We start from the raw sequence: 25871 nt of genomic DNA on the forward strand, positions 1-25871 counted from the left end.
TGTTCAACCCCGTTTTTGTAGCAAACAGCTGCGGAAACGGGGTTTTTCATTGGGCATCCAAGCTCATTCGAATCCTGCGCTCAGGCGGCAGATAGTTGTTCATCCGACCGGGCAATACCTTCACCCAACCGAGGTTCAGCCCTTCATATCGAGCAAGCGCCCAACCATGCAATGTATCAGACGGCAACTCAAACGTCTCTTTTTTCAAAAAACGCAGGGCCTGTTCTCGCTCCAAATCGAGCGCAGGCAAATTGGTGGCGATGCGCCGGCTCAACGCCAAAGCGTGAGAGGGCACAAAGTCTTTTCCCTTCAATTCGCCGACCATAGTGCCGAACCACTTGGTTTTCAAAAACTTGTCCAGCACGAGGTATTCGTTTTCCAATCGAGCGGGCAAAGCCAGCATCTCGCCGGAAGGTGTTTGAAAGTACTTTGCCTCCGTGTCTGGATGTAGCCATCTGCTTATTTCAGGGACAAACCCTTTCGCCAAAGGATTGATGTTTTTGAAAGCCGCTGCCGTGCGATGTTTTTGCCCTATCCCATCTTTTTTCCTCAATATGGACATAAAAAAACCTTCACCTCTCAGCTTGTGTGGAAAAAAGCGATAACCGTGTGCGCTGGCAGTGATGCCCCAATCGGCTGGGATTTCCAAAGTAAGCCTTTCGAGGGGGAACGTTTTCAAGAGCCAATCCACATTGCCTTCGTTTTCTGTGGCATTGAACGTGCAGGTGCTATAAGCCAACACCCCACCCGGCCTAAGGGTCGCCACTGCCGCCGCCAGAATGTGGCGCTGCCGCACCGAGCACATCTCAACATGGGCAGGCGACCACTCGCGCACCGAATCGGGGTCCTTGCGAAACAAGCCCTCACCGCTACACGGCGCGTCGGCCACAACTACATCAAACCAATCTTCCAACGCCGCATATTCTCCCGCGTCGGCATGGGTGACGGCGATATTCCAAGCGCCCCATTTTTCCAGATTTTCTCGCAGGGCAGCCACGCGGGGGCGAATGGCTTCGTTGGCGACCAACAAACTCTCAGGCGAAATCAAATCGGCCAGAAGGGTGCTTTTCCCACCGGGGGCTGCGCATAAATCCAAGAGCCTCAAAGGCTCGGAAAAATCCACGGTTTGCCGCAGCGCCTCATGCAGAAACATGGACGATGCTTCCTGCACATAATATGCCCCCGCGTGGAAGGACGGGTCGAGCGTGAAAACAGGGCGTTCGGGCAAATAAAGCCCCCACGGATGCCAAGGCACCTTAGCGGTTCCCCTACCCCACCCATCTCCAATATCGCTTTTCGGTTGCTTGGAGGGGTTCAGTCGAATGCTTACGGGAGCCTGTTGCCTCATGGTCTCTACAAACCTGTCGAACCCCTCTTTGTCAAGGAGTTCTCGCATCGTTTGTAGGAATGGAGCGGGTAACATGGTGTGTGGAAATCAAAGAATCCAATTCAGAAGTCGCAAGACGGACAAAAATCGGACGAATCCATTGAAAGCAAAAAATCGTATCTATTTTTACAGCTGCAAGAGCCTTGTTTAAGCACCGAAAACATTTTGCCAACACCTATCCCGCGCAACGCCTCCATGCAAGTCAACAGCGCCATCTTGGCCGTCGTCCAACAAATCAACCATGTCCTTGAACAGTTGGAGCCTCACGAATATCGTCGCCAACTGCCTGAATTTGAGGGCCATACATTAGGACAGCACTTCCGCCACATACTTGAATTTTTTCAATGCCTCGAAAAAGGCGTTTCAGTGGGCATGGTGGATTACGCCGCCCGCGAGCGAAATTTGCTCTACGAGGACAATCCGGGCATCGCAGCGGCGGCCTTTGAAGCCTTTGCCGACGTTTTGCTCGAATTGGACACCGCCAAACCCATCGGCGTCCGCGCAGAATTTGGCGGGCAGGAGCGCCCTTCCTATTCGAGCACTGTGGGTCGAGAACTGATGTTTGTTTATGACCATGCCATTCACCATTTGGCTATTATCAAGATTGGGTTGCTGTGTCATTTACCTCATGTGCAGACCGCTCGGGACATGGGTGTTTCGCCCTCCACCATCAAAGCCCGGGCGATGAGGAGACATTAAGGGGCAGACATACCGTCCAGACCAACTCACCCTCGTTTGGCAGGGCTATTTTTTCAAACTGAAGGTGGTATGCCTGCCGAACCCTCTCTTTTTCAACCCACCCTATCGAGCGTCCGCGTTGCTCTTTCCAGTCAAACGGCTCTACACGCAAATGAGCGCGAAAGTCGAGCGCTTTCAAGCCATACGCTTTGTAAAGGCTTTCCTTGGCCGTCCAGAAAACGTGCAGTAGGTCAAACTGAGCGGCTGCTGAGTGTTGCCGGACAAATTTTTCTTCCTCCTCGCTCAAAAACTTCGAGGCCAATCGCGGCATTTTGCTCACCAGTACTTGGATATCGCAGCCACAAGTGATGCGTTGTTGGTTGTTGCCCGCCCGGATGAACATCCGTTCGGACGGGGTTGTTTGCTGCTCGCCCAATATCAATGCGCCTACGATGCCGTGCGAGTGGCTAAGGGAGCAGGCAAGTTGCTGATTTTCAGGAAAAAAAGGTTTTGAAAATGCGTCTTTGGCAAGCGGAAGGCGCTGGGGGGAACCAGTGAGTTTGTGGAGGAGCCATCGTCCGGCGAGCCATTCGTGGCGACGCAAGTCGTGTTTGAGACGGGTTATTTCGGCCTCCTCTTCTGGCGACAACGGCAATTCCTCCCGAAAAAAAACCTCTTCCTCGGCTGCTTGCCAAATGCCGAACGTGGTGTCGGGAGCGGGATGCCGGGTGAGGAGCAGGGGCATATTGAGACGCGAATGAGAAAGGGTGGGTTAAGCCTTGATTTTAAGATTGGCCTCAATCCCGTAGTCAGACAACACGGCATCCAAATCGTTCAGGAAATCGGCTCGTAACACCTCATACTGCTCCACGATGAGCGCATCGTCAGCATCCGCCTTGCTGTGTTCCGCAATCATAATGTTGAGGCGTTCGATTTGCTGTAGAATTTCGACGACTTGGGTATGCTTGAGGTCAGGGTCGGATGTATTCATATTTTTCATGGCGCAAAGATGGAAAGGGAAGGGAGATTCGGCGGTTTTTCTCAAAAATTATTCATAACTCCAATACCACCTTGCCCCTTGTTTTTCCACTTTGAAACAACTTGATAGCCTCGTGCATCTGTTCAAAAGGCAAAACATGGCCAACGTGCGGCGGTGCCAGTCTCAACTCTTTGATTTCTCCCAAAAGTTGGTGCATCAGCTCCGCCCGTTCGTAGAGCCAAATCAAGTTGAAACCCATAACGCCCTTGTTCGTTTCCGGCAATTGCTGCGGGTCAATTTTGGGGCGCGTGAGAAAGTAGTAGAGCAGCCGAAAGAGGTTGGGACGATTGCCCACGCTGGTGTATCGCGACGAACCGACCACGATGAGCCTTCCCATCGGGGCGAGCAATTTGAACGGGATGGAAAAATATCGCCCGCCTACCGTGTCAATTACGAGATTCAGCGGGCGGCTGCCGAGCGCGTCCTTCAGTTGTTTTTCAAAATCCGCGGCACGCACGATAACCATATCGCAGCCCTCTTTTTGGGCAAAATCCACTTTGGCTCCGCTCCCTACCGTGCCGACGACAAAACACTCGTGCGCCTTGGCGATTTTGAGCGCCTGCAAACCCACACCGCCTGCCACGCTGTGAATCAGCACGTTTTGCCCACGCTCCAATGCGCCGAGCGTTTTCAGGCCGTAATAAGCCGTCAGCGTCTGCACAAGATAGGCGGCGCCTGTTTTGAAATCCCAATCCACAGGCAGGGGGATGACGTAGCGAGCGTCAATATTGAGATGTGAGGTATAGCCGCCAAAGCGCGTCACGCCCATCACTCGGTCGCCGGGGCTTAGGTGGTGCACGCCGGGACCAACTGCTTCCACGATGCCCGCGTATTCAAGGCCGGGCGTGAACTCGCCCTTAGGCGTGGCGCCATATAGCCCCCAAATCGCGTAAATGTCGGCAAAATTCAAACCAACGGCACGGACAGCCACGCGTACCTCGCCGGGAGCAGGAGCTGGCAGGGTGAATTCGCGCAGTTTCATATTGGCCAGACTTCCGGCTCGGAGTATGTAGCGGTGCATCATGAGTTCGCATGGTTTGTGCAGCGCCAAATATCTCTTATTTTGCCAAAACGCACAGGTGCAAGTTGCATGAGCATCCTGCCTACCCTAAGGTGCGCTACATATTGGCGAGCAAATAAGAAATATAGGTAGCGTAGATAAGCAGAAACACGATTCCTTTCCACCGGAAAATCACGCGAGGCTTTTTCAGACAAAAAACAAAAAGCAGGACGGTGGCAAAAACACAAGTGCCGAAGTCTGTGGCGGTGATGCCAGCGAGCGGCAAAGGGGCAATCGCTGCACTCACGCCCAAAATCATGAACACATTGAAGATATTGGAGCCTACCACGTTGCCCACCACGAGGTCCGCGTTGCCCCTTCGGGCAGCCACGATAGAGGTAGCCAATTCGGGGACAGAGGTTCCGATGGAAACCAAAGTGAGGCCAATGACCGCCTCACTCACCCCCAACCAGCGCGCGATTTCGACCGCCGATTCCACAAACACATCCCCGCCTATAGCCAAAGCGACCACGCCACCCACCACCATCGCCACCGCCAACCACACTGCCACCTGAGGCGAATCGGAATTGTCCACCACGGGGTTTTCCAAAGCCATCTCGAACATATAGTACAGGTAAATGAACAAAAAACAGAGCAGGACCAAACCATCGCTGCGCGAAATAACGGAGGGTGCGTCGTTGTCAATCAGTATGTCGTTGGCCACCAAAAACGCGACGATAATGCCCATGAGGCTGAACGGGATTTCCTTCCAAACCGTGCTGGAATGAATGCGTAGCGGCGCTAAAATAGCCGAAAACCCCAAGATGAGGCAGATGTTGACCAAATTGCTACCCACCACGTTCCCAATGGCCACATCCGCTTGGCCGGATTTCGCCGCAACTACAGACACCACCAACTCGGGCGCAGAAGTGCCAAAGGCCACAATGGTGAGGCCAATAGCCAAGTCGGAAACCTTGAACCGCTTGGCCACAGAGGACGCACCGCTTACCAAGTACTTCGCGCCATAATTGACCAACACAATGCCCAACGCAAGCAAGAAAAAGTGATGCAACATCTTGTGGACTGGAAAGATGAGATAAAATCGAGGGGCAAATATGGCGATAAAACCACGCAAACATGACTACGGGCTTCTGGTGGAAAGACGACAAATTTTATTTTCCAAAAAAAGGAATATCGCTATTCACCTATTTTTACCCGCCTTTTTTCAATCCTGACGACAATCCTTCCTTCTTATCATTTGACAATCAATGCCGAACCGACAGGGGTGTTCCGCATCCGTGCCTTCGTCTGGCTCAAAAACCACTGCTTTTATCATCCAATTCCTCCGTGAACATGAAACAGACCTTACAACTGATTACACGTCTGATGACTCCTCGCAACCACGCAAGTCTTTTTTTTCTCCCTTTGATTATCGCGCTTTGCCCCCCTGCCCTTCGAGCGCAGTCGTTTATCATCGGGGCAAACAACGGAAGCAACACGAACATGAGTTACCCCACGCCTTTTGGCGACGACCGTTCGAGTACCCGAGCACAGTACCTCTATCGCGCCTCAGAGTTGGTGAATGCAGGCGTGTCAGAGGGTAACATCATCAAATTGGGCTTTTTTGTGGAAAGCCTCAACGACGCAGGCGTGCATGACAATTACACCATCAAATTGCTGCTGACCAGTTCCGTCTCGCTCATTGCGGGCACATGGCAAGATGGCGCGCAAATACTTTATGGGCCAGTCAACTATACACCAACACTCGGGCTGAATGAGTTTGCGCTTTCAGCTCCTTTTTACTGGAACGGAGCATCCAACGCCAATCTGGTCGTGGAAATCTGTCACTATCCGCCTAACCCAGGACCTTTTGCATCCAACAATGCATCCGTGCAATGGACTACGGGATTGGCGTTCAATGGCTCGCGTACGAGAGCGCAAAACAACAATACCGACATTTGTTCAACAACGGCAAACAATGAAGATGGCACCCCGACCAACCGCCCCGTCCTCCATCTCACCTTCTGCTACCCACCCACGGCGCTCACATTGAATAACGTGACCTCCACGACAGCCACCGCGAACTGGACCGCTCCGGCGGGCGGCGACCCGGCTGGATACGACTACACCTACGGCCTGGAAGGTTACGTCCCAGGCAGCGTGGGTAGTGCGCTCGGCGGCGGCTCCACTACCACGCCCAACGCTACCATCACCGGACTGAATGGCATCACCACATACGCACTTTGGGTGCGCTCCGACTGTGGCGACGGGGTGAGCAGATGGACTGGCCCGCTTAACTTCACAACCGACCCAAGCTGCAACGATATTTTCGCAGACCCTGGCGGATTTGCATTTCCATATAGCGCAGACACGAGTGTTCTAAAGACACTTTGCCCGGATATTCCAGACAATGCGTTGACCATTTCTTTTTTTACTCCCATCTCAATCGGTAGTGGAGACACTTTGCGGATTTACAATGGCAACGACACCTTGTCGCCACTATTGGCAGCATTAACTGGAGTATATGACGACCCGGTTCCGGGGCCATTTACAGCCAGCTCAGCCTCTGGTTGTCTGACGTTTTATTTCACCTCTGACGAGACCGATGAGGGCAACGGATGGATAGCTATTCTAAGCTGCGCCCCCTTAGAGCCTGACACCTGTTACCCCGTGCTTGGGCTTGAAGCGACCAATATCACATTCACGGGAGCCAATATGTCGTGGCAAGAGATTTTTGGTGCCGCCGACTACGATTGGGAGTTGGTGGAGCTTCCCTATGTCGGCTCATCGTCCGTGATACAATCGGCCACGGGATATGTGGGCAGTTCGGTCAATTTCAACAGTTTGGAAGCTGGCACGGCCTACCAATTTGCCATTCGCAGCAATTGTGTCAACAATTTTAGCAGTGATTGGGACACCTTAGTGTTCATTATCCCTGTCAACTGCAATGGCATAGAGATACAGTGTCTTTCGCCCGCAATGTTTAGCGCCGCCAAAACGGGCATCTGGAATTCCAACGAGTGCGGCTCCAACTCTCCCGGCAAGGAGCGCGTGTTCCGATTTGTAGCCCCGCACACTCGCTCCTACTCTTTCGAGGTAACAAACGCCTCCGGCGGTTTTGTCAATTATTTCTACAAAATAGCAAGCGATGACTGCAACGGGGACGACTGGCAATGTATAGGCGATTTTAATGTGCCGGGCAGCTCGTCTTTTCCCCCCATACCCGATGCCACATTGACCGCTGGAACGCTCTACTACATACTTGCCGACCCACAAGTGACCACCAACGTATCTCAAACTTTCAGAATCACGGATTGTGGCGTGCCAAATGACCAACCTGAAGATGCCATCGAGATTATCGTTGGCTCGCCCTGCCTCAGCAATGTGTACTCCAACGTCGGCGCTACAGTTGACCCCGACGAACCTAACCCCGACGTAGATGATTCGGATGGCTTGGTCGGTCGCTGGCTCGATGCTGCGGACGAAACGGTGTGGTTCAAGTTCCAAGCGCCGCCCTCCGGCACTGTCACCATCTTCACGGACCCATTCGGCACACATCAGCCCAACGACGACACGCAGGTGGCGCTCTACCGCGTCGGCGACCCATCGGACTATTCCACTTATGAGCTGTTGGTCAGTGACGAGAACAACGGCAACACCTATCTGGGTTTCAACTCTGTGGTGTCCTATTCGGGTTTAGTGGACGGTGATTACTACTACATTCAGGTGGACGGCTGGGGTGTCAATAGCGGGGCATTTTGCATCTCGGTGCTCGAAACAGTCGAACGGGTGGAAGAGGCCAACTGCGACATTGATTTCTTTGTCGCCAACGTCAATGAGGAAAAGTGGTACAACATCTATGCTACGGTCAACGACCTTGACATCGGCCCCTTGGTGGCGGCCATCAACCCCCACGGACTCAACTTGGACACCGTGTTTTGTCGCGCTTTGAAGTACGACGAGATTCCATATTCATCGCCCAACTTTCCCTATCTGCCGCTCTATTACAATTTTTCCTCCTCTCAATCATTCACGGGCAACGTCTCGCTGCGCCTGTTTTTCACCAACGCTGAATTTGCCGCGTTGAAAGACAGCGCCAACGCGCCCGCAGCCACGCTGAGCGAGCTCGAAGTCACCCGTTTCAACGGAGACACTTCCGACTGTTTCATGACGAACAATGCAGGGGCGTTCCATTTAATCAGCGGGGTCAATCCCGTGCCAATGGTCGGAACATTTTACTTGGAATTTAGCACAGATTCATTGGGCGAGTTTGGCGCAAGGCTTGATGCCCTCGCGCTCCCGCTGCAACTCAAATCATTCAGCGGAAAGGTGGAAAGCACATACAACTTGCTCGAATGGACCACCCTAACAGAGCAAAACGTGCAGTGGCACATCGTCGAGCGTTCGCTCAACGGAAGCACTTGGGTAGAGGTGGGGAGGAAGCCCGGCCAAGCGAACTCGACCGAACCGCTCTATTATTTTCTGGAAGACCGCCTGCCTCCCGCCAAGGCATATTATCGCCTCCGCTCGGTGGATTTTGATGGCACTGTCTCCATGTCGCAAGTCATCCTGCTGACGCGGCGCTCGGAGGTGTTTGGCATCACAAGCGCGTTCCCGTCCCCCATGAGCGACGGGCTGACCGTTCAGTTCAACACCCAACAGGAGGAGGACGCGGTCGTTCGGTTGACCGACATCGTGGGACGTGTTGTATTGGAACAACCCTTGTTCTCAGGAAAAGGCATCAATACCGTCCACCTTTCGGTGCACAATCTGCCAGCCGGCGTTTTTCTCGTCACCGTCGCAAACGACACCGCCGTGTCGGCACCAGTTCGAGTGGTGAAGCAATAGAGGCCGCCTCATAAGTTTGAATACTGACAGGATTGACAACATTTCCAGGATTTTTTCCCAAAAAGGGGGGGGCAATCCTGTGAATGTTGTCAATCCTGTCAACAACTCTCAAACTATTCAAACTCTGTCCGCTCCGCCTAGCGGGGCAAGCCCTCAAACAATCAATAATACCGCCCCATCATCGGGTGCTCAACGATGGCTCGTTTCAGTTCGAGAAAATCCACGTCGCCTTGGTAGCTCCACACCACCTTGCCGCCGGGTTCTACAAGAAGTGTGTAGGGCAAGGCACCGTTCCAATTTTTATCCACTGCCTCGATAAGGGCATACTTGTCGTTTTCGGAAAAAAGGTAGTTCGTCACCGCCGACTGTCTGCCTTTTAGAAAATCCAGCACTTTTTCTTCCTGTTCGGGTTTGTCGGCGGAGATGGAGACAAACTCAAAATCGCGCTCGCCATACATCCGCTGTATCTCGATGAAAGACGGGTATTCTCTCACACAAGGCCCACACCAAGTGGCCCACACATTCACGAGGCGCAACTTTTTGGAATCCTCATTTTTTAAAAGTGCCTGCACGCCTTTCACGTCCAACTTGTTGAGCGTCACTTTGCGCTTGGCCCAATCGCGCTCGGCTTTTTCTTTGAGGTCAGCTTTCCAAGCCCATTTGGTGGAGCAGCCAAAGGTTTTCGTGACGGGGTCTGCGATGGTGCCACCTGATAGAATGGCATCAATCGCCGCACGAGCATCTTCGGCATTGGCGCTGCCGGGTTTCTCGGACTTGTCGAGGCGACCTGTGTAGCGCAGTTTTTTCGCTGCATCAAAAATAAAAACATGGGGTGTGGCAACGGGACCATACTGCAAAGAGGCGGCGTGGGTGTCGCCGTCATAGAGGTAGGGGAAATTGAATTTTTTGTACTCCGCGCGAAGTTTGCCCGCTTCATAGTCGTCGTTCAAATCGCTATATCCCAGTTCCTCCGGCAGCAGGCCCAATGGACTGTTGGGCGAAATGGCGACCACCGCCACGCTCTTTCCCTTGTAGTCGTTCGTCAGGGCGATGATGCGGTCTTCATAAGCCTGTGCGGTGGGGCAGTGGTTGCAAGTGAAAACGACCACCAATGCCTTTGCATCCTTGAAGTCTTGCAAGGTGTAGTACCGGCCATCCACGTCGGGCAGGTTAAAGTCTGGCGCATCCGCCCCGATGTCGAGGGTTTTCACATTTTGCTTCGCAACAAGCTGTGGCTGGCCGGGAGCGGTGGGTTGCTGCACCGATTGACTTGCCTGATTGGGCGACGATTGGCAAGCAGCCAGCATGAGCGCAAAAAAGGGGACGAGGTAAGGTTGAATTTTCATGTCAACAGATTTTTTTTCAGTAACGACAGGATGGCGAAGATAGGAACACCACCCAAACCCTCATCAGCCCGGCAGTGATATTTTGCCCATCCCCACCAACGGCACTCCGCCCAGCACCGCGCCTTCCATCGCCTCGCCTGCCACGGATTCATTGGCCAACACCGCAAAAAGAACCGCTTCCTTTGCGTCGCCATCCACGCCCAACACACGCATCGGGCGAATCTTCCAACCTCGAAAATTGTTTTTCAAATACTGCACAATCAACGGGTTGTGAGCACCGCCGCCGCTGAGATAGAGCGACGGTTCGTGTTGGTGTGCGACGCTGTTCAAAGCATCCGCGATAGTGTCGGAGGTAAGGCGAGTGAGCGTGGCGAACAAGTCATAAGGGTTGGGGTTTCCTTTGGGTAGTTGGCGCACTGCGGCCTCGACCCAGCGAGTGGAAAAAAGTTCGGGCCCAGTGGTTTTGGGGAGGGGCTTGGCGAAAAAAGGCTCCGCTTTAAAAATGTCGAGCAAGCGTTCATCCACCCGCCCTGCTTTGGCGAGGAGTGCCTCCTCGTCGAAAGGAACATCGAACAAAGCGCGAGCAAAGGCATCCAAAAGTGTGTTGCCCGGGCCTGTGTCCGTTGCAAATGCCTTTGTGGGATTGCCGTCGGCAGGCAGATAAGTGAAATTGGCGATGCCGCCGATATTGAGCAAAAAGCGTTCTTCTCCATTTTTTGAAAACAAATAATAGTCGCCGTAAAGGGCAAGCGGAGCGCCTTCGCCACCTGCCGCCAAGTGTTTTTGCCGAAAATCGGATATTGTGACAATGCCCGTGCGACGAGCGATATGGTCGCCGTCGCCAATTTGCAAGGTCGCGTTGGGGTAATCGGGCAGGCCATGCAACACACGGGGCGCGTGAAACACCGTCTGCCCATGACTTGCTACCAAATCCACCTCAGAGGCGGCAACGCCCCATTCCAAAAGGCATTGGTTGACGATGCTCGCGTGGCGCTCGGCCACCAGCGCATTGAGCAAGACGAGGTGCTGAAAATCAATTTCTTTTTGGGCAAAAACTCGCCGTATTTCCGCCTTGAAATGTCCGTCGTAAGGCACGGTCTTGAATCGCTCGACCTTTACGCGCGTGCGTTGCCCGGCACCACTAAATGCGCACAGCGCGACATCTAGGCCATCCAACGAGGTGCCGGACATGAGACCGATGATGCGTCGGCGACGCTTGCGGGCGATGGCGGCGAGTTGACGAATGTGCTGCTTCATAATTTTTACCTTGATTCGCCATGGTTTATCAGTTCACCATGATTGCTCTCCATGGACTTTAAGCGGACTGCCCTTGTAGCCATGTCCCAAACTTGGCGACGTGAGGTATCGAGGGTGTGCCCGCCCGCTGTTCGGGCGATTTGCCATCGGCAAACGTAGGGAAAAAACGCACCTCACATTCGACAAGTTTTCTCAGTACAGCATGATTGATGTCCTTGATTTTGAATGGATTGAAACTTCAATTATACTGAAAACCTGACGACACGAGACACAAGAGGCTTGTTTTTCCCAAAAAAAGAACACTCTAACACTACTTTTGGCTTCCAGATTTTTCGTCAAGCGGTTCAGGGGAATTGCGGACGAACGCTGCCTTGCTGATTCAACCGTCATTTGTCATGTATCAAATAGAGCCTGATATTCGTCGCGCCACCACCCTACCCGGCGCGTTTTACAATTCGCCAGAGGGTTTTGCCTCCTATCGGGAGCAAATTTTTGCCCGGTCGTGGCAAATGGTCACACACGCGGAAGCGCTCGTGAAGTTGCCTTTCGATGCCATGCCATTTCAGTTCATGGACAAGTTTATAGAGGAGCCGCTGCTGTTGTTGCGCGACGCGGACAACACCTTGCGCTGTATGTCAAACGTCTGCACGCACCGAGGGAAAATTTTGGTGGAACATCCGGGCAAACTCGAGCGCGGCATCGTCTGTGGTTATCATGGCCGGCGCTTTCTTTTGAACGGAAATTTTGCCGCGATGCCCGAAACCGAGGGGATGGAAAATTTTCCATGCGCCGACGACAATCTAACTCAAATCCCTGTGCGACAATGGAGGCAGTTTGTGTTCACCTCGCTCGCGCCCGCATTTCCTTTCGAGGACTGGATTGCCGACATGGAACGCAAAATCGGGTTTATGCCACTGGAGCATTTCCGATTCGACGCGGCACGTTCGCGCGACTATTTGGTGAAGGCAAACTGGGCTTTGTACTGCGACAACTACCTTGAAGGGTTCCATATTCCGTTCGTTCACAAGGGTTTGGCCACTTCGCTGGATTGGGGAGCCTATCGCACGGAATTGTTCGACTGGAGCAATGTGCAGGTTGGCGTTTCCAAAGGAGGCGAGGATGTTTTCGACCTTCCCGCCGGGCATGAGGACTACGGACAAGCCATAGCGGGCTACTACTTCTGGCTTTTTCCCAACATCATGTTCAATTTTTACCCCTGGGGGCTGTCGCTCAATATCGTGCGCCCGTTGCAGTTGGACTTGACCAAAGTCAGTTTTCGCGCTTATGTCTGGGATGCCTCAAAATTGGGTCGGGGTGCTGGGGCCGATGTTGACCTCGTGGAGCGCGAAGACGAGGCAGTCGTGGAGCAAGTGCAAATCGGCACCCGCTCGCGGTTCTATCGGCACGGGCGTTTTTCGCCAAAACAGGAGCGAGGGGTGCATCATTTTCACCAGTTGGTGACAAGGATGATTTCGTGAATGGGCCAAAGGCAAAATCGAAGATATTTTTTTGATACCTTTCGCCGCGAAACCCGAGCATTTCTAATCTGACTACTGCCATGAGCAATTTTTTATTCCGGCTGCTCCCTGCCGCATCGTTGTTTTTATTGTGCCAACACACTGGCTATGCCTCCTGCGCCGATAGTGTGGGCTTAAAAATCAGTTCTGTGCAGTGTTATGGTTTGCGCAATGGCATCGTCCGCATAGACACCGTTTACGGTGGCGAGAAACCATTTTTTTACTCTCTTGATGGTCAAACTTTTAGCACCAACCCAACATTCGACCATCTATGGCCGGGCATTTACACGCTCTATGTGCGCGATGCCTCCAACTGTGTGCGTGAATGGCTGGTCAATGTGCCGGAACCTGAAGAGTTGCGTGTTTATTTGATAACGGATGCCGACACGGTGACAGAGGGGGAGCCGTTCAGGCTAAATGCGATTGTCACCCCAGAAAGCACGCCCATTTCGGCGATTGAGTGGCGCCCGCCGAATCTGTTTCAAGAGCAGAACATGCTGACGCAAATGACCCGGATATACGAAACCACCACCTTTGCCGTCGAAATCCGAACACCCTACGGCTGCCTTGCCCGCGACCAAGCAACCGTGCAGGTGGAAAAAGCCAACCTTTTTTTCCCGAACGTCATCAAACCCGGCAGCAACCAAGATGCTTATTTCACCATATTCTCAGGGGAAGGGGTGACGAGAGTGGTGCTGATGCAGGTGTTCAGTCGGGGAGGAGGATTGGTGTTCGAGCGGCGCGACTTTGCGCCCAACGACCCCATAAAAGGCTGGAATGGGCGCTGGCAAGGCAAATACGTCCAATCGGGGGTGTATCCGTGGACAGCTATTGTGGAATACGAGGATGGTCGGCAAAAGCAATTTCACGGGAACGTCACGGTAGTCAATTGAAGCACTTTTGCCCTGCGAGTTTTCGGGGCCTCCCCTCTTCCGGCCCACAACATCAATCAATATTCCAGTTTGAAGGTATCGCCTTTTTGATATGTGCCTATGGAGCGTTTGGCCGTGAGCGCTTGGCCTTCCACAGTAGTGAATTTTTGGCCGTCCTGTAGTTTTAGATTGTATTGTATCACGGTCTGTGCCGCATCGTAAAGCACAGCGTGTACTTCCGACAGCGATTGTGGCACGTTGACGATTTCCATGTCCGTGAAACCGAGTTCTTGCAAGCCCCAAGTGAAGGCGCTACTTTGCTCGCCTTCCTGCGTCATGCCAAAATATGCCCAACAATACACCGGGAGGGTCTGGTGGTCGCGCATATTTTGCGCAGCAGCCACATAAAAACCTTTGGACAGCAGCAGGTATTGGTCAGCCATGTACACGCCACAGGCATTGGTCTGCTCCATCACGCCCGCCACGACCGCAGTAAACAACTTGTACAGATCCAATGTCTTGTTTTCGGTGCCAACGACCGAAATAAGCACTTGACTCTGATGGCGAAGCGCCTCTTCGGTGCCAGATTTCCACAACCAAGAAAGACGGGCGGCGGTGGCGACATCGGCAGCAGGTGCCGGATAATCGAGAAAGGCCACCATCACGGTGGCCGCTCCCGGCCCCACAAACACGACGGTTTTCTCGCCCACGTTGACCGAATCGGTTTTCAACTTCCAATCTTTTCTCAGCGTGGCCAATATCTTCTGGGCATCAGGTGCTGTTTTGTCGTTGAGCAGCACGATGCCGCTGACGACTTTTTGTTCCAATTTTTGGGCAATGATATTTTTAGAAAAAATGGCGAGCAGCGCCGCAACGAGTATGATCAATCGCATGGTGGGTTCGAGTAGTTTTTGAAAATGCGGCACAAGAACGATGGAATTTTTCTTTTGGTCTTGAAACCACTGTGAAAACTCCCCTCACCGTATCAACACCACGTCCCCCTTCTTGGCTTCCACATATCCATCTTGGTACTCCACTTCTACATACCAGACATAAATGCCGGGGTCGCAGGGCTTGCCTCGAAATGAACCGTCCCAACCGCGCGCATCATCGTTGACCGCGAAGTCTTTGTCTTGATAGACCAACTCGCCCCAACGATTATAGACATTGAAGGTCAGCACACTGCGGATTTGCAAGCTTTTGCCATACACCACGAGCAAGTCGTTGTTAAGGTCGCCATTGGGGGTGAAACCCGTTGGCACATACACGCCGCGCGGCTTTTCCACGCTGACCGTGACTTGGGCCTCGCCTTTGCATCCGTTTTCATCCGTGACTTTCACGACATAGGTGTTTGGCTGATAGGGCCGCACCAGAATCATGCTACAATCCGGCGAGTCAACGCACACAAAATTTTCCACCAAAAAACTTCGCCACTCGTAGTCCACGAACCCTACGGCATTAAATACATCCGCGCTTAGCACGAGACTGTCGCCAAGCGTGACAGTTGTATCCGTCCCTGCCGACACCTCTATCTGCATCGGCTGGCCGAGCACTTCCGCGAGCGAGGTAATGCACCCATTCCCATCCTGCACCCGCACGATATAGTCGCCCGCTGCCAAGCCCAAAAAGATGCTGCTTCCACTAAAAGGCCCATTGTTCAGGCTGTAGCGGAATGGGCCTTGCCCTCCCGTCAAAACCACCCGCAAGCGACCGTCTTTTCCCCCAAAACATTTAGGCTCTGTTTTTTCTGTTCGAATTTCCAATGCGCCGGGCCGCTCGATGGTGACAGAATCAACGACCGTGCAACCATTTTTGTCCACCACATCAAGCACATACAGCCCCGGGCCAAGGTTGCCGATTTGGGAAGTATTGGCTCCATTGTTCCAAGTCAGGGTGTATTCTGGTGTCCCACCTGCCACGTTGGCGGCAATGACGGCGTTGCTATCATCTGGGCACACCAACGTTTGCACCGCGAAATCAACGCGCAAAAGGTCGGGTTGCGTGATGATTACGGTGTCAACATCCGTACACCCTTTGGCATCCAGAATGGTGAGAAAGTAAGTGCCGGGCAACAAATTCTGGATGATGGGGCCTGTCGTGTTGTTGCTCCAAGTATATACGACAGGCTGTGTGGCTCCCTCCACTCCCATCACTTGGGCCAATCCGTCGGAGAGGCCGAAACAGGTAATGTTTTTTTGGGCAATTTGCGCCACGATGGGAGGTGGCTGAGGCATAAAGAAGGAGGTACTGCCCGAGCAACCCGCAGAGTCTGTGGCCGTGACGGAATAGTTCTGCCCACCCAACAGCCCATCCACAAACAGCGCGTTGGGCGTGCCGGGGATGTTCCATTGATAGTTGTATTTTGCGGTATCGCCCATGCCAGCCCCTCCCACCACCAAATTGACAGCCGCCTGACCGTCGGAGCGCCCATGACAGGTCGGTTGCACGAACGCGATGCCGACTTCTATTTTTGAAAATTGCTGAATCGCCACGCTGGCTATGGCGGTACAGCCCCGATTGTCGGTGGCTGTCACATTGATAAGCCCGGGATGAAGCCCAGTGACAAAAGCGCCCGTTAGCCCATTGCTCCACAAATACGAGAAGGGTGCCCCGTTGCCACCCAAAGCCGCAGCGACCGCCTCTCCGTTGTTTTCCCCAAAACAGGCTGTCCGGGTCTGTGATGCGATAATCTCCAAAGGAGTGGCTGGCTGCGTCACGGATGTATTGGCCGTAGTGGTGCAGCCATTTGCGTCAACGACGGTGACGATGTAGTTGCCAATTGGCAGGCTGCTGATGGTCTGAGTGGTCGGCCCCCAATTCCATGCGTACTGATACGGCTCTGTGCCGCCTGCTGGAATGGCCGTAGCGATGCCGTCGCTGCCCCCAAAACAGGCCACGTCTGTCTTGTTGATGGTGGCGCTCAACGGTGCGGGCTGCGTAACTTGAGCAGATGCCGTGACGACACACCCGTTACCATCCGTGATGAGGACGGTGTAATTGCCGGGAGACAGGTTCACTGCCACAGGGCCTACTTGTTGGCTTGGGTCGTTCCATTGATAGCCAAGCGCCCCCGTGCCGCCTCGCGCATACACCCTGACTTGCCCGTTGTTGTTGCCAAAACAATTGACGGACTGCGGCACAATGCTATCCACCACAATCGCCTCTGGGCATGGCAGCTGTATCGTATCGCTGAAAACACAACCCACGCCATCTGTCAGAGTCATGCGATACTCACCGCAAGCAAGATTTGCGATGTTACTGCCCGTCACATTGTTGCTCCACTGAATCAAATAGGGCAGCTGCCCTCCCACCGCATTGGCGAAGATGGAGCCATCTTGAATGCCCGCGCATGAAGGAGGCACGCTGTCAATAAAAACCTCAATCGGAGTAGCCCCACTAATCGTCACTTTGTCAATCACCGCGCAACCAAGTATGTCCCGAACTTCCAGTAGATATGTGCCGGGACATAGATTGTTCACCGTAGCAAAACCATCGGGCAAGGAAGGGTCGTCCCAATAATAATCGTAGGGCGGCGCGCCGCCCATCACTTGGGCGGTTGCCGAGCCATTGCAAGCGCCCGCACAAGTTTCATTCGCGACATTTATGAAGCCAAGTGTTAAGGTAGGAGAAGAGCCTACCGTCACAGAGGCAGTGAACGAACAACCTTTTAGGTCAGTTACCGTGACCGTGTAAGTGCCTGCGGTAAGGTTCACCGCTGTTTGCGTAATCTGACCTTGTGCGTCGCTCCATTCGTAAGAGTAGGGCATGGTGCCGCCTTTTGCGAACACAGTGGCCGAACCGTTGGCAGCCCCGGCACAAGAGGTATTGGTCGAGGTCGTGCTATCCAATGAGAACAATAAAGGCTCCAGCACGATGACAAGCGTGGCGACCAAACAGCCCGCACCATCCGTGATAGTGACAAAATGAAATCCCGCATTCAAGCTATCGGCAGTGGGAGTGGTGTCGCCGTTGTCCCAGATATACTGATAGGGCGAGGTGCCCCCCGATACCTCAATCGTGGCCGAGCCATCCGAATAGCCCTTGCAGCTCACCGGAGTCTGTGACGAATTGAAAGCGAAAGGCAGCGGCTCGCCCACTACCACGCTATCCACCGCCGTGCAGCCATTGGCATCCGTCGCCGTCACTCGATAACAACCCGCGTAGAGGTCTGTCACCGTCGCGCCGTTGGTGACGGGGCCTCCGCCACATCGCTGCCAAGAAAAAGTGATGGTGCCGGTGCCACCCGTAGCCGAAGCTGTCGCGGAGCCGCTAGGGTCTCCATTGCAAATTGCGTTCGTCGCCGCGGCCGTCAAAATGATGGGCTGAGGGCAGGGTTGAGAAAAGGCGGGGGCGGCAAGTGCCGTGAACAAGAATAGGATTATCGGTTTTGTCATTACAGGTATGAGTTTAATGTGCACGGGATGGATTAAAGGACAAAAAAAAGCAAAATACCGGACACGCGCAGGAATGATTTCGCTGCTTATGTCCCTGCTGTCAGCACTCAGGTTGTAGGCACTTGCTTACTTCAATTCTTTTTCGGCCTCGGCATTCCAACCAGCGCTCGCTTTTGCAAAATCAGCCTGCAACAGGTCGGAGAATTTGTCAATACGCTCCAACGTGCCTGCGGCGCCTTTTAGGCTAGTACTCAGCATCTCATATTCTTTTTTGGCCTCCTCGGTCTTGATTTTTCCTGCTGCATAGTCCGCCGACAACTGCTTGAATCTGTTGAGCATATCTTTGTACTGTGCTTCGGTTGCTTGCACTTTTCCAGCCAACGCAACACTGCGCTCCAATATGGATTGCATTTCGGGCGTGTTGCTGTTTCTGAGGGCTTCGGGGGCTTTGTTGATTTGTTCAATAGTCATGTTGGCCATTTCTACGGTTTTTCCCAACGTTGGCACCAATTCCTCCGCATTAGCGATGTCGCTTTGCATCGTGCTGACTAGTGACGGGTCTACTTTATTGCAGGCTGCTGCCAAAAACAGTATTGAAAAAATAGCGGGCAAAAACAGATTTTTCATGTCGTTGTGTTTTAGTTGATTGTTGAAACAAGAGGCAAAGGTATGGCGACGCACGACTGTCCATGACGCATAGAGGCGCAAAAAAATCATCTTCTTATGTTTGCCCATGCTTGCTTTCTGTTCGGCTTCCACATTTTGTGCATATTTGCCGCCGATTAACGACCTGAATATGCAGCCTGAATTTGCCAAGAAGTACATCAATGTCTATCTCGGATTGGGAAGCAATGTGGGCGACCGTGCCGCACAGCTCCACTCCGCCACCCAATTGATTTCAAAAAACATCGGAAAAGTCGCCAGAAAAAGCCACATCTACGAAACCCAACCTTGGGGCAACACCGAGCAGGAGGCTTTTCTAAACCAGATTATCATGGTCAACACGATGCTCTCCCCGCGTGAGCTGCTCGAAAAAATCGGGAAAATCGAGCGCGAATTGGGCCGTGAACGCCGCCGAGACCAAGATAAATGGGGACCTCGAAGCATTGACATTGACATCCTTTTTTACGGCAAACGGGTGGTACGCGACAAGGGGCTGGAAATCCCGCACCCAGAGCTCCACAAACGCGCTTTCGTCTTGGCTCCAATGCTTGAAATCGCGCCCGACTTGGAACATCCCTTGCTGAAAAAGCCAATGGACGAACTGTTCATGGAGTGCACGGACGAGTCTGAGGTGGTCATGTTGGACATCAGCTGAGACCCACTTGCCACACACATAGTCTCATGGCTGCTTTGGCAGTTATTCTCAACTTGCAAAAACGACATAACTCACACAGTGGAAGCTCCACTATCTCACCCGGACACGCGGGGCAATCAATCATCTCCCTCCTATTCTTTCATCGCTATCGAGGGCAATATCGGAGCAGGCAAGACTACCTTGTGCCATCGGCTGGCCGACCGTTTTGGCTGCGCCTTGGTGCTTGAGCAATTCACCGACAACCCCTTTCTCCCTTTTTTTTACCTTCAACCCGAGCGGTATGCATTCCCAGTAGAGTTGTTTTTTATGACCGAGCGCCACAAACAACTGCTCGAGCACTTCTCCAAGCCCAACCTTTTTCACACCTGCACCGTGGCGGACTATTTTTTTGTAAAAACCCTCTTATTTGCAAAAAACAACCTTAGCGAAGAGGAATTCCGCTTGTTTCAGCGGCTCTTCGGAGTACTAAACTCCACATTCCCCAAACCAGACCTGCTGCTTTTTCTTCACCGCCCGGTGGACGTGCTGTTGCGCCACATTCACAAACGCGGACGCGACATCGAGCGCAACATCAGCGCAGCTTACCTCGAAGACATCCAGAACGCCTATCTGGAATACTTGAAATCCGAGACACAAACCCCTGTGCTCGTGCTCGAACTTGGCAAAGCGAGCTTCGAACACGATGATGCCGTTTTTGAAGCGATTGCGCACCTGCTCGCCGAACGACACCCCACAGGCTTTGCCGTGAAAACCCTGTGACAATCAAGCCTGCCCAGCCTTACCCAGCCGCAACGCCCCCTGCATGAACAGCCAAATCGCTCCGCACATCCATAAGTGAGCAATGTCGAAATAACTGAGCCACACGCTCGCCGATATTTTGAAAATGTGCATGGACACAGCGACCACAAGCACCGCGATGCCCCACAGCACAAAGCGGCTGACTTCCGAGCGAAACCTTAGCAACAGCATACTTTCCAAAGGCGCTACCACAAGCAGCAACCCAACCGCAGAGTGAATTTCTACAGCAGGGAACCACAAAGTAGCAAACATAAACCACAGCGCCACAGTAAGTTGCACAATGTTCGCCCAGCTCAGCACCCGCCCCCATCGCCCTCCCAAAAAAGGCGCGGCCCGCAAGATGGAAACTTGTTCCAAGGCCGAAACTGCTATCATGCCCAACGCCCATCCGGGAACCTTGAACACAAAAGGCAACTGGTGCATGAACGCATGACCCACCAAGCCTCCCAGCAAACTGGAAAAGCCCATGAGCAAAAAAAAGACATTGAACAACCGTGCGGCATCATCGGCACTTTTTGCTTTTCCGAGCCGCTGCCATGCGTAAAAACAAAAAAGCGCCACCAACAGAGAGGTCAGCGCAATCACTGGTTCGCCAATGCGAAAGCCCCACAAAGAGATGTCGGGCTGAAAATTGGCAGTAGGCAAAATTTCCACGAGTTACGATTTGTGCGAATCAATTATTGAAAAGCCTCGGAGAGGCGGAATGTTGGTAGAAATTTAGCCCACACAACAAACCCAAGCCTCGGAGAGGCGGAATGTTGGCACGAGCATTCCACACTTCGCCCGCTGGGGCTATTCCAATCCTTGATTCGAACGATTTACGACTACTCACCTAGCCACGCGCAGCGGACGGAGTTTGAAGCAAAATGAAATTTATTTTTGTTTCAAAACAAAAAATTTTGAATTTTGCCACGCCAATACCTCATCGCATCCCCAAATCAACGAATCCACAAACCACCAAACCACCACATCAACAAACCCACAAATTTTGTCAAAAAATCTCGCAAACGAACCCAACAACGGCGAAGAAAAGCTTGTCGAAAAGGCACTTCGCCCAAAACTGCTGGATGAGTTCAGCGGCCAACAGAAGATTGTGGACAACCTGCAAGTCTTCATCCAAGCAGCCAAGCAGCGCGGCGAAGCACTCGACCATCTGCTGCTGCACGGCCCCCCAGGGCTTGGCAAAACGACCCTCTCGCACATCGTCGCCAACGAGCTCGGTGCCTCATTGAAAATGAGCAGCGGCCCCGTGCTCGAAAAACCCGGCGACCTTGCCGGCCTGCTCACCAACCTTGAACCCGGCGACGTGCTGTTCATTGATGAAATCCACCGGCTCAACACCGTCGTCGAAGAATACCTCTACTCCGCCATGGAGGACTACCGCATAGACATCATGATTGACTCCGGCCCCAACGCCCGCAGCATCCAAATCACACTCAACCCATTCACCCTCATCGGTGCCACCACGCGCATGGGACTGCTCACCTCGCCGCTTCGCGCCCGCTTCGGCATCAATTGCCACCTCGACTACTACGACGTGCCGACGCTCGAACGCATCCTTCACCGCTCGGCGGCCATCCTCGACATCCCCATCGCGCCAGAGGGCGCGCATGAAATCGCCCGGCGCAGTCGCGGCACACCGCGCATCGCCAACGCGCTGCTTCGCCGCATCCGTGACTTTGCCCAAATAAAAGGCGACGGCTCTGTGAATCAGGAAATCGCCCGCTATGGCCTTGCCGCCCTCGACGTGGATGAGGCAGGTCTCGACGAAATGGACATCCGCATCCTGACGACGATTATCCACAAATTCAAAGGCGGTCCCGTCGGCCTCACCACCATCGCAACGGCAGTAGGCGAAGAGGCCGGCACCATCGAGGAGGTGCACGAGCCTTTCCTCATCATGGAAGGCTACATCCAGCGCACTCCAAGAGGGCGCACCGCGACGGAAAAGGCGTATAAACACATCGGGGCGGTGATGCCGGGGCGGGAAGGGAGGTTGTTTTAAATAGCAAGTCCCCCTCCCTAAAAACCTCACAAACTCGGCAGCACCTCTTCCAAATAAGCCTCCAATTGGCTCCGCACGATGAGGCGGGACAGCACCTTCCGCTCGCGGTCAATCGAAATCAAGGTGGGGGTGCTCGGTGAAGGGAACTGCCGATTGATTTCCCGACGCTGGTGCGCCGGGATGAAGACATTGAGCCACGGGGTCGGTTCTTTTTCGAGGTGCGTTCTCCAGTCTTGCTCCATCTTGTCGCTCGAAAGCGCAAAAACCTCCACCCCTAGCGGACGATATTTCCCGTAAATCTCCATCAATCGAGGCTCGAACTCCTTGCAGTGCGAGCAGTTGCTGCGCCAGAAGAGCAGAAGCGTCATTTTGTTTTTGGCGCACACTTCCCCAAGCGAGACGATTTGGCCACTCAAGTCGGGCAGTCTCAAATCCGGGACGAGTTTGCCCGGCTCGCAGTTTTTGAGCGCTTCCAACAGATTGAGGGTGCTATTGGGCAAAGGATTTTCGTCGGGGCAATCTGGCAAATACCATGTGAGCAGATAGGTTAGGCCCGCCTCGTCCTTGTAGTCCATCATCTTGTCGAGCAGATAACGGAACACATAGTTGTCCACCTCGTCGTTGCCGTTGCGCCGCGACATCACGCCATCTATGTATTGCTTGCCACCTTCGGGCGACTTGCGGTCGAAATAGTGGTAATACCGATTGAGCGCCTTCACAAAACCTGTGTGATAGAGCACTCGCTCATAGCGGAACGGCACCTCGTCGAGCGAATATGCGACCGCAAACTCGTTGGCGGTCATGTTGGCCACTTTCGGGTTGTTTGGGTAGTCTTGCTTTTGAGGCTGGATGAGCAATGGTGCCACGATGTCGCCCGAAAAAGTACCCTTGTGCTGCGTTGCGATGTCGCGACAAAGTCGATTGAGGTCGCGTTCGGCGGCCTCTATCTGGGCTAAGGTGGCCTTGCGCTCGCTGTCGCGCAGCTTGGCCAACCCATGCTGCGCCGACATGAGGGTGTGGTACAGGTCGTTTTCGGGCGAGCCTACCACACGCGCCGGTCCTCCATCCATTAGGTTGAAATCCATGTCGAACACCAATTCCCGCTCCTCCTGAGCGGGTGCCGGCAATAAAAAATCCGCCCAATATCTGGGTTGGTTCACCATGCGCAACCGGGCTTGGGCTTGCACAGGCGCGTCCACGCTGACGCTGAAAGAGCCGTCCGAGTCGAGCGTGATGGTCTCCAACTGTTGCCAGCGTTCGGTGTTCCAGTATTCCAAGATGGCCTTTTTGACAGCGTTTGGTGGCACGTTGGCGATTTTTCCGCGCAGGGAGATTTGAGCAGCCATTCCATTAAGACCAAAGATGGAAAGCAGTAGCAGGCAATGTAGATTTTTCATGCTTTCTATAAATTATACCTTGATTCGCAAGGACTTGTCAGATGACCATAATTGATGTCCCTGATTTTGAACAGATTGCGCTTTTGGCCATGTCCAAAACCTAACGGAGCGAAGTATAAACCCCCAAAAAAACAAAAATACAACCCATTGAATGGCTCGTGGTTGCGGTTTTATTTGATTTTTGCACCGCAAAAGATTCTTTACAAAACAAAACTGAACAAATTCCTCATGCAGCACATCGGAACGAGCGCCTCCCTTTGGAGCGCCACAACAGTCTGTTATGCTTGGCTTATTTGCCTCGCAACACTCATCGCCTCCCCCACCCTACATGCCCAAAAACTCGAGGCTGGCTTCGACAAATTGGAGTACTTGGATATGCTGCGAATCGCGGCGCGGGTGGCGGATACACCGTGGACTTCAGAAAGCGTGAAACTGCCTGAGCCGAGGTTTTACAAGTTGGTGTATCGCTCCCCAACGGTTGGCCTGGAAAACAAATGGGACTTGTGGCGCAGCCGCGACGGAAGGGCTGTGGTCAGTGTGCGCGGCACCACGACGGAGCTTGTGAGTTGGCTTGCCAATTTTTATGCGGCGATGGTGCCGGCAAAAGGCAGCATCCAAATTTCCAACACCTACACTTTCCACTACAAACTCGCCGAAAACCCTCGCGCAGCCGTCCATGTGGGTTGGCTCGTGGCATTGGCCTGCCTGCAAGGCGACATCGTGGAAAAAATAAAAAGCGTTTATGACGAGGGGGTGCGCGATGTTGTGCTGACAGGGCATAGCCAAGGCGGAGCCATCACCTATTTGCTTACCTCACACCTATATTATCTGCAAAAAGAGGGGAAGCTGCCCAAAGACATCCGTTTCAAGACCTACTGCGGGGCTGGCCCCAAACCGGGCAATCTCTACTATGCCTACGATTACGAAAACCTGACGCGCGATGGCTGGGCGTTCAATGTGGTGAACGCATTGGATTGGGTGCCGGAAGTGCCGTTCTCGGTGCAAACCGTGAACGATTACAACCGAATCAATCCTTTTGTGAACGCAAGAGCCGTTATCAAAAAACAGGGGTTTCCGAAGAACATGGTGCTGAAGGGGGTTTACAAGCGAATGACCAAGCCCTCGCTGAAGGCGCAGCGCCGTTATCAAAAATACTTGGGCAAAATGCTATCGAAAGAAGTAAAGAAAACCTTGCCCGAATTTAAACCACCCCAATACTACGATAGCAACCACTATGTACGCACCGGGAGCATGATTGTGCTGATTCCCGACGCGGCTTATCTGGCTCTATATCCCGACAATGACCCAGCCCAGCTATTCATTCACCATTTGCCGGGGCCTTATCATTTTTTGGTGGAGAAATGGTGAACACTCAAATCCATAAAGTGACAATGCAGATAATACTTCCCCTTTTTCGGTTCCAGACAACGCTAATGTGCCTGTTGCTGCTGACTATTTCAGCCCCATGTTGCAAACACAAACCTGCAGCTACTGAATCGGGTGTGCTCGAAATCGGCCTGATATGTTCCGACCTGCCACAATCGCTGGATTTTTACAAAAACATTGTTGGCATGAAAGAGATAGGCGGCTTTGAGGTGGAGGGTGATTTCAGCGCCGATATTGGCCTTTCAAATGGCAAAGCGTTCAATGTCAGGCGATTGAAACTGGTGGACAGCCCCTGCGCCACCATTCTGAAGCTAGCTTGTTGCAGCGATTCGACGACCACTCGCACGGCGCATGCCAGCGTGCTTCCGGGGGTGCGCTACCTTACCTTCGAGGTGGCCTCCACACAAATCATCAAGGAAAATCTTCAAAGACGCGGTATCCCGTTGCTCGGCAAAACGCCCGTAGATATGGGCGACGGGACGGAGTTGCTCATGTGCCAAGACCCCGACGGGGTATTTGTGGAAATCGTTGGGGGCAAGTGAGCGTTCGCTCAACAAACTTACTGTCGTATGGGTGGCGAAATTCGCGGTGGGTTCATTTTTGGAAGTGAGGCAATGGTACAGTATTTG

21 protein-coding genes are annotated in these 25871 nt (G+C 53.1%); 9 read left to right on the forward strand and 12 right to left on the reverse strand.

Going from position 1 to position 25871, the window contains the following annotated elements; translation table 11 throughout:
- Positions 1–46 precede the first annotated feature (46 nt).
- Positions 47–1396, reverse strand: a complete 1350-nt coding sequence (locus KIS77_06105) for an rRNA cytosine-C5-methyltransferase (protein MCW5921899.1) — start codon at positions 1394–1396, stop codon at positions 47–49.
- Between the two features lie 156 nt (positions 1397–1552).
- Between KIS77_06105 and KIS77_06110 the strand changes: the two genes are divergently transcribed.
- A complete protein-coding gene (locus tag KIS77_06110) occupies positions 1553–2086 on the forward strand; it encodes a hypothetical protein (GenBank protein ID MCW5921900.1) in 534 nt (177 codons plus the stop codon).
- Here the strand turns inward: KIS77_06110 and KIS77_06115 are convergent.
- The 4 genes from KIS77_06115 to KIS77_06130 form a co-directional block, all read right to left on the reverse strand.
- Complete coding sequence (locus KIS77_06115; GenBank protein MCW5921901.1) at positions 2058–2810, reverse strand: 4'-phosphopantetheinyl transferase superfamily protein; 753 nt, start codon at positions 2808–2810, stop codon at positions 2058–2060. The two genes, KIS77_06110 and KIS77_06115, sit on opposite strands and share 29 nt — an antisense overlap.
- Before the next feature lie 27 nt (positions 2811–2837).
- Positions 2838–3056 (reverse strand): hypothetical protein, encoded by a 219-nt coding sequence (locus KIS77_06120; GenBank protein ID MCW5921902.1) that lies wholly within the window; start codon positions 3054–3056, stop codon positions 2838–2840.
- Positions 3057–3117: 61 nt separating this feature from the next.
- Positions 3118–4125, reverse strand: coding sequence for a zinc-binding dehydrogenase (locus KIS77_06125; protein ID MCW5921903.1), 1008 nt, complete (start codon positions 4123–4125; stop codon positions 3118–3120).
- Positions 4126–4222: 97 nt separating this feature from the next.
- Positions 4223–5179 carry a calcium/sodium antiporter gene (locus KIS77_06130; protein ID MCW5921904.1) on the reverse strand — a complete coding sequence of 319 codons (957 nt, stop codon included), beginning with the start codon at positions 5177–5179 and terminating at the stop codon, positions 4223–4225.
- A gap of 278 nt (positions 5180–5457) precedes the next feature.
- On the opposite strand from KIS77_06130, the gene KIS77_06135 reads away from it, so the two are divergent.
- Complete coding sequence (locus tag KIS77_06135; protein ID MCW5921905.1) at positions 5458–8952, forward strand: T9SS type A sorting domain-containing protein; 3495 nt, start codon at positions 5458–5460, stop codon at positions 8950–8952.
- Positions 8953–9113: 161 nt separating this feature from the next.
- Here KIS77_06135 and KIS77_06140 read toward each other — a convergent pair whose 3' ends face one another.
- Positions 9114–10259: a redoxin family protein gene (locus tag KIS77_06140; GenBank protein MCW5921906.1), complete on the reverse strand. Its 1146-nt coding sequence runs from the start codon at positions 10257–10259 to the stop codon at positions 9114–9116.
- Positions 10260–10361: 102 nt separating this feature from the next.
- Positions 10362–11555 (reverse strand): anhydro-N-acetylmuramic acid kinase, encoded by a 1194-nt coding sequence (locus tag KIS77_06145; protein MCW5921907.1) that lies wholly within the window; start codon positions 11553–11555, stop codon positions 10362–10364.
- A gap of 395 nt (positions 11556–11950) precedes the next feature.
- On the opposite strand from KIS77_06145, the gene KIS77_06150 reads away from it, so the two are divergent.
- Both KIS77_06150 and KIS77_06155 read left to right on the forward strand, forming a co-directional pair.
- Positions 11951–13033: a Rieske 2Fe-2S domain-containing protein gene (locus KIS77_06150; protein MCW5921908.1), complete on the forward strand. Its 1083-nt coding sequence runs from the start codon at positions 11951–11953 to the stop codon at positions 13031–13033.
- A gap of 80 nt (positions 13034–13113) precedes the next feature.
- Positions 13114–13965, forward strand: a complete 852-nt coding sequence (locus KIS77_06155) for a gliding motility-associated C-terminal domain-containing protein (protein ID MCW5921909.1) — start codon at positions 13114–13116, stop codon at positions 13963–13965.
- A gap of 56 nt (positions 13966–14021) precedes the next feature.
- Here the strand turns inward: KIS77_06155 and KIS77_06160 are convergent, their stop codons facing one another.
- The 3 genes from KIS77_06160 to KIS77_06170 all read right to left on the reverse strand — a co-directional run bounded on the left by KIS77_06160 (position 14022) and on the right by KIS77_06170 (position 18965).
- Positions 14022–14837 (reverse strand): DUF4261 domain-containing protein, encoded by an 816-nt coding sequence (locus KIS77_06160; protein ID MCW5921910.1) that lies wholly within the window; start codon positions 14835–14837, stop codon positions 14022–14024.
- A gap of 84 nt (positions 14838–14921) precedes the next feature.
- Complete coding sequence (locus KIS77_06165; GenBank protein MCW5921911.1) at positions 14922–18338, reverse strand: gliding motility-associated C-terminal domain-containing protein; 3417 nt, start codon at positions 18336–18338, stop codon at positions 14922–14924.
- Positions 18339–18464: 126 nt separating this feature from the next.
- Positions 18465–18965 (reverse strand): hypothetical protein, encoded by a 501-nt coding sequence (locus tag KIS77_06170; protein ID MCW5921912.1) that lies wholly within the window; start codon positions 18963–18965, stop codon positions 18465–18467.
- Positions 18966–19134: 169 nt separating this feature from the next.
- On the opposite strand from KIS77_06170, the gene folK reads away from it, so the two are divergent.
- Together folK and KIS77_06180 are read left to right on the forward strand one after the other, a co-directional pair.
- Positions 19135–19656, forward strand: coding sequence for a 2-amino-4-hydroxy-6-hydroxymethyldihydropteridine diphosphokinase (gene folK / locus KIS77_06175; protein ID MCW5921913.1), 522 nt, complete (start codon positions 19135–19137; stop codon positions 19654–19656).
- Positions 19657–19734: 78 nt separating this feature from the next.
- Positions 19735–20415 (forward strand): deoxynucleoside kinase, encoded by a 681-nt coding sequence (locus tag KIS77_06180; GenBank protein MCW5921914.1) that lies wholly within the window; start codon positions 19735–19737, stop codon positions 20413–20415.
- A 3-nt stretch (positions 20416–20418) separates the two neighbouring features.
- Here KIS77_06180 and KIS77_06185 read toward each other — a convergent pair whose 3' ends face one another.
- Positions 20419–21108, reverse strand: coding sequence for a hypothetical protein (locus tag KIS77_06185; protein MCW5921915.1), 690 nt, complete (start codon positions 21106–21108; stop codon positions 20419–20421).
- Between the two features lie 331 nt (positions 21109–21439).
- Between KIS77_06185 and ruvB the strand changes: the two genes are divergently transcribed.
- On the forward strand, positions 21440–22459 hold the full coding sequence (ruvB, locus tag KIS77_06190; protein ID MCW5921916.1) for a Holliday junction branch migration DNA helicase RuvB: 1020 nt from the start codon (positions 21440–21442) through the stop codon (positions 22457–22459).
- Between the two features lie 26 nt (positions 22460–22485).
- Here the strand turns inward: ruvB and KIS77_06195 are convergent, their stop codons facing one another.
- Complete coding sequence (locus tag KIS77_06195; protein MCW5921917.1) at positions 22486–23856, reverse strand: redoxin domain-containing protein; 1371 nt, start codon at positions 23854–23856, stop codon at positions 22486–22488.
- Positions 23857–24084: 228 nt separating this feature from the next.
- Between KIS77_06195 and KIS77_06200 the strand changes: the two genes are divergently transcribed.
- Both KIS77_06200 and KIS77_06205 read left to right on the forward strand, forming a co-directional pair.
- Positions 24085–25224: a hypothetical protein gene (locus KIS77_06200; protein ID MCW5921918.1), complete on the forward strand. Its 1140-nt coding sequence runs from the start codon at positions 24085–24087 to the stop codon at positions 25222–25224.
- A gap of 23 nt (positions 25225–25247) precedes the next feature.
- Positions 25248–25784 carry a VOC family protein gene (locus tag KIS77_06205; protein MCW5921919.1) on the forward strand — a complete coding sequence of 179 codons (537 nt, stop codon included), beginning with the start codon at positions 25248–25250 and terminating at the stop codon, positions 25782–25784.
- The last annotated feature ends 87 nt before the right edge of the window (positions 25785–25871 follow it).

The sequence above is a fragment of the Saprospiraceae bacterium genome (genome assembly GCA_026129545.1).
Lineage (GTDB): Bacteria > Bacteroidota > Bacteroidia > Chitinophagales > Saprospiraceae > M3007.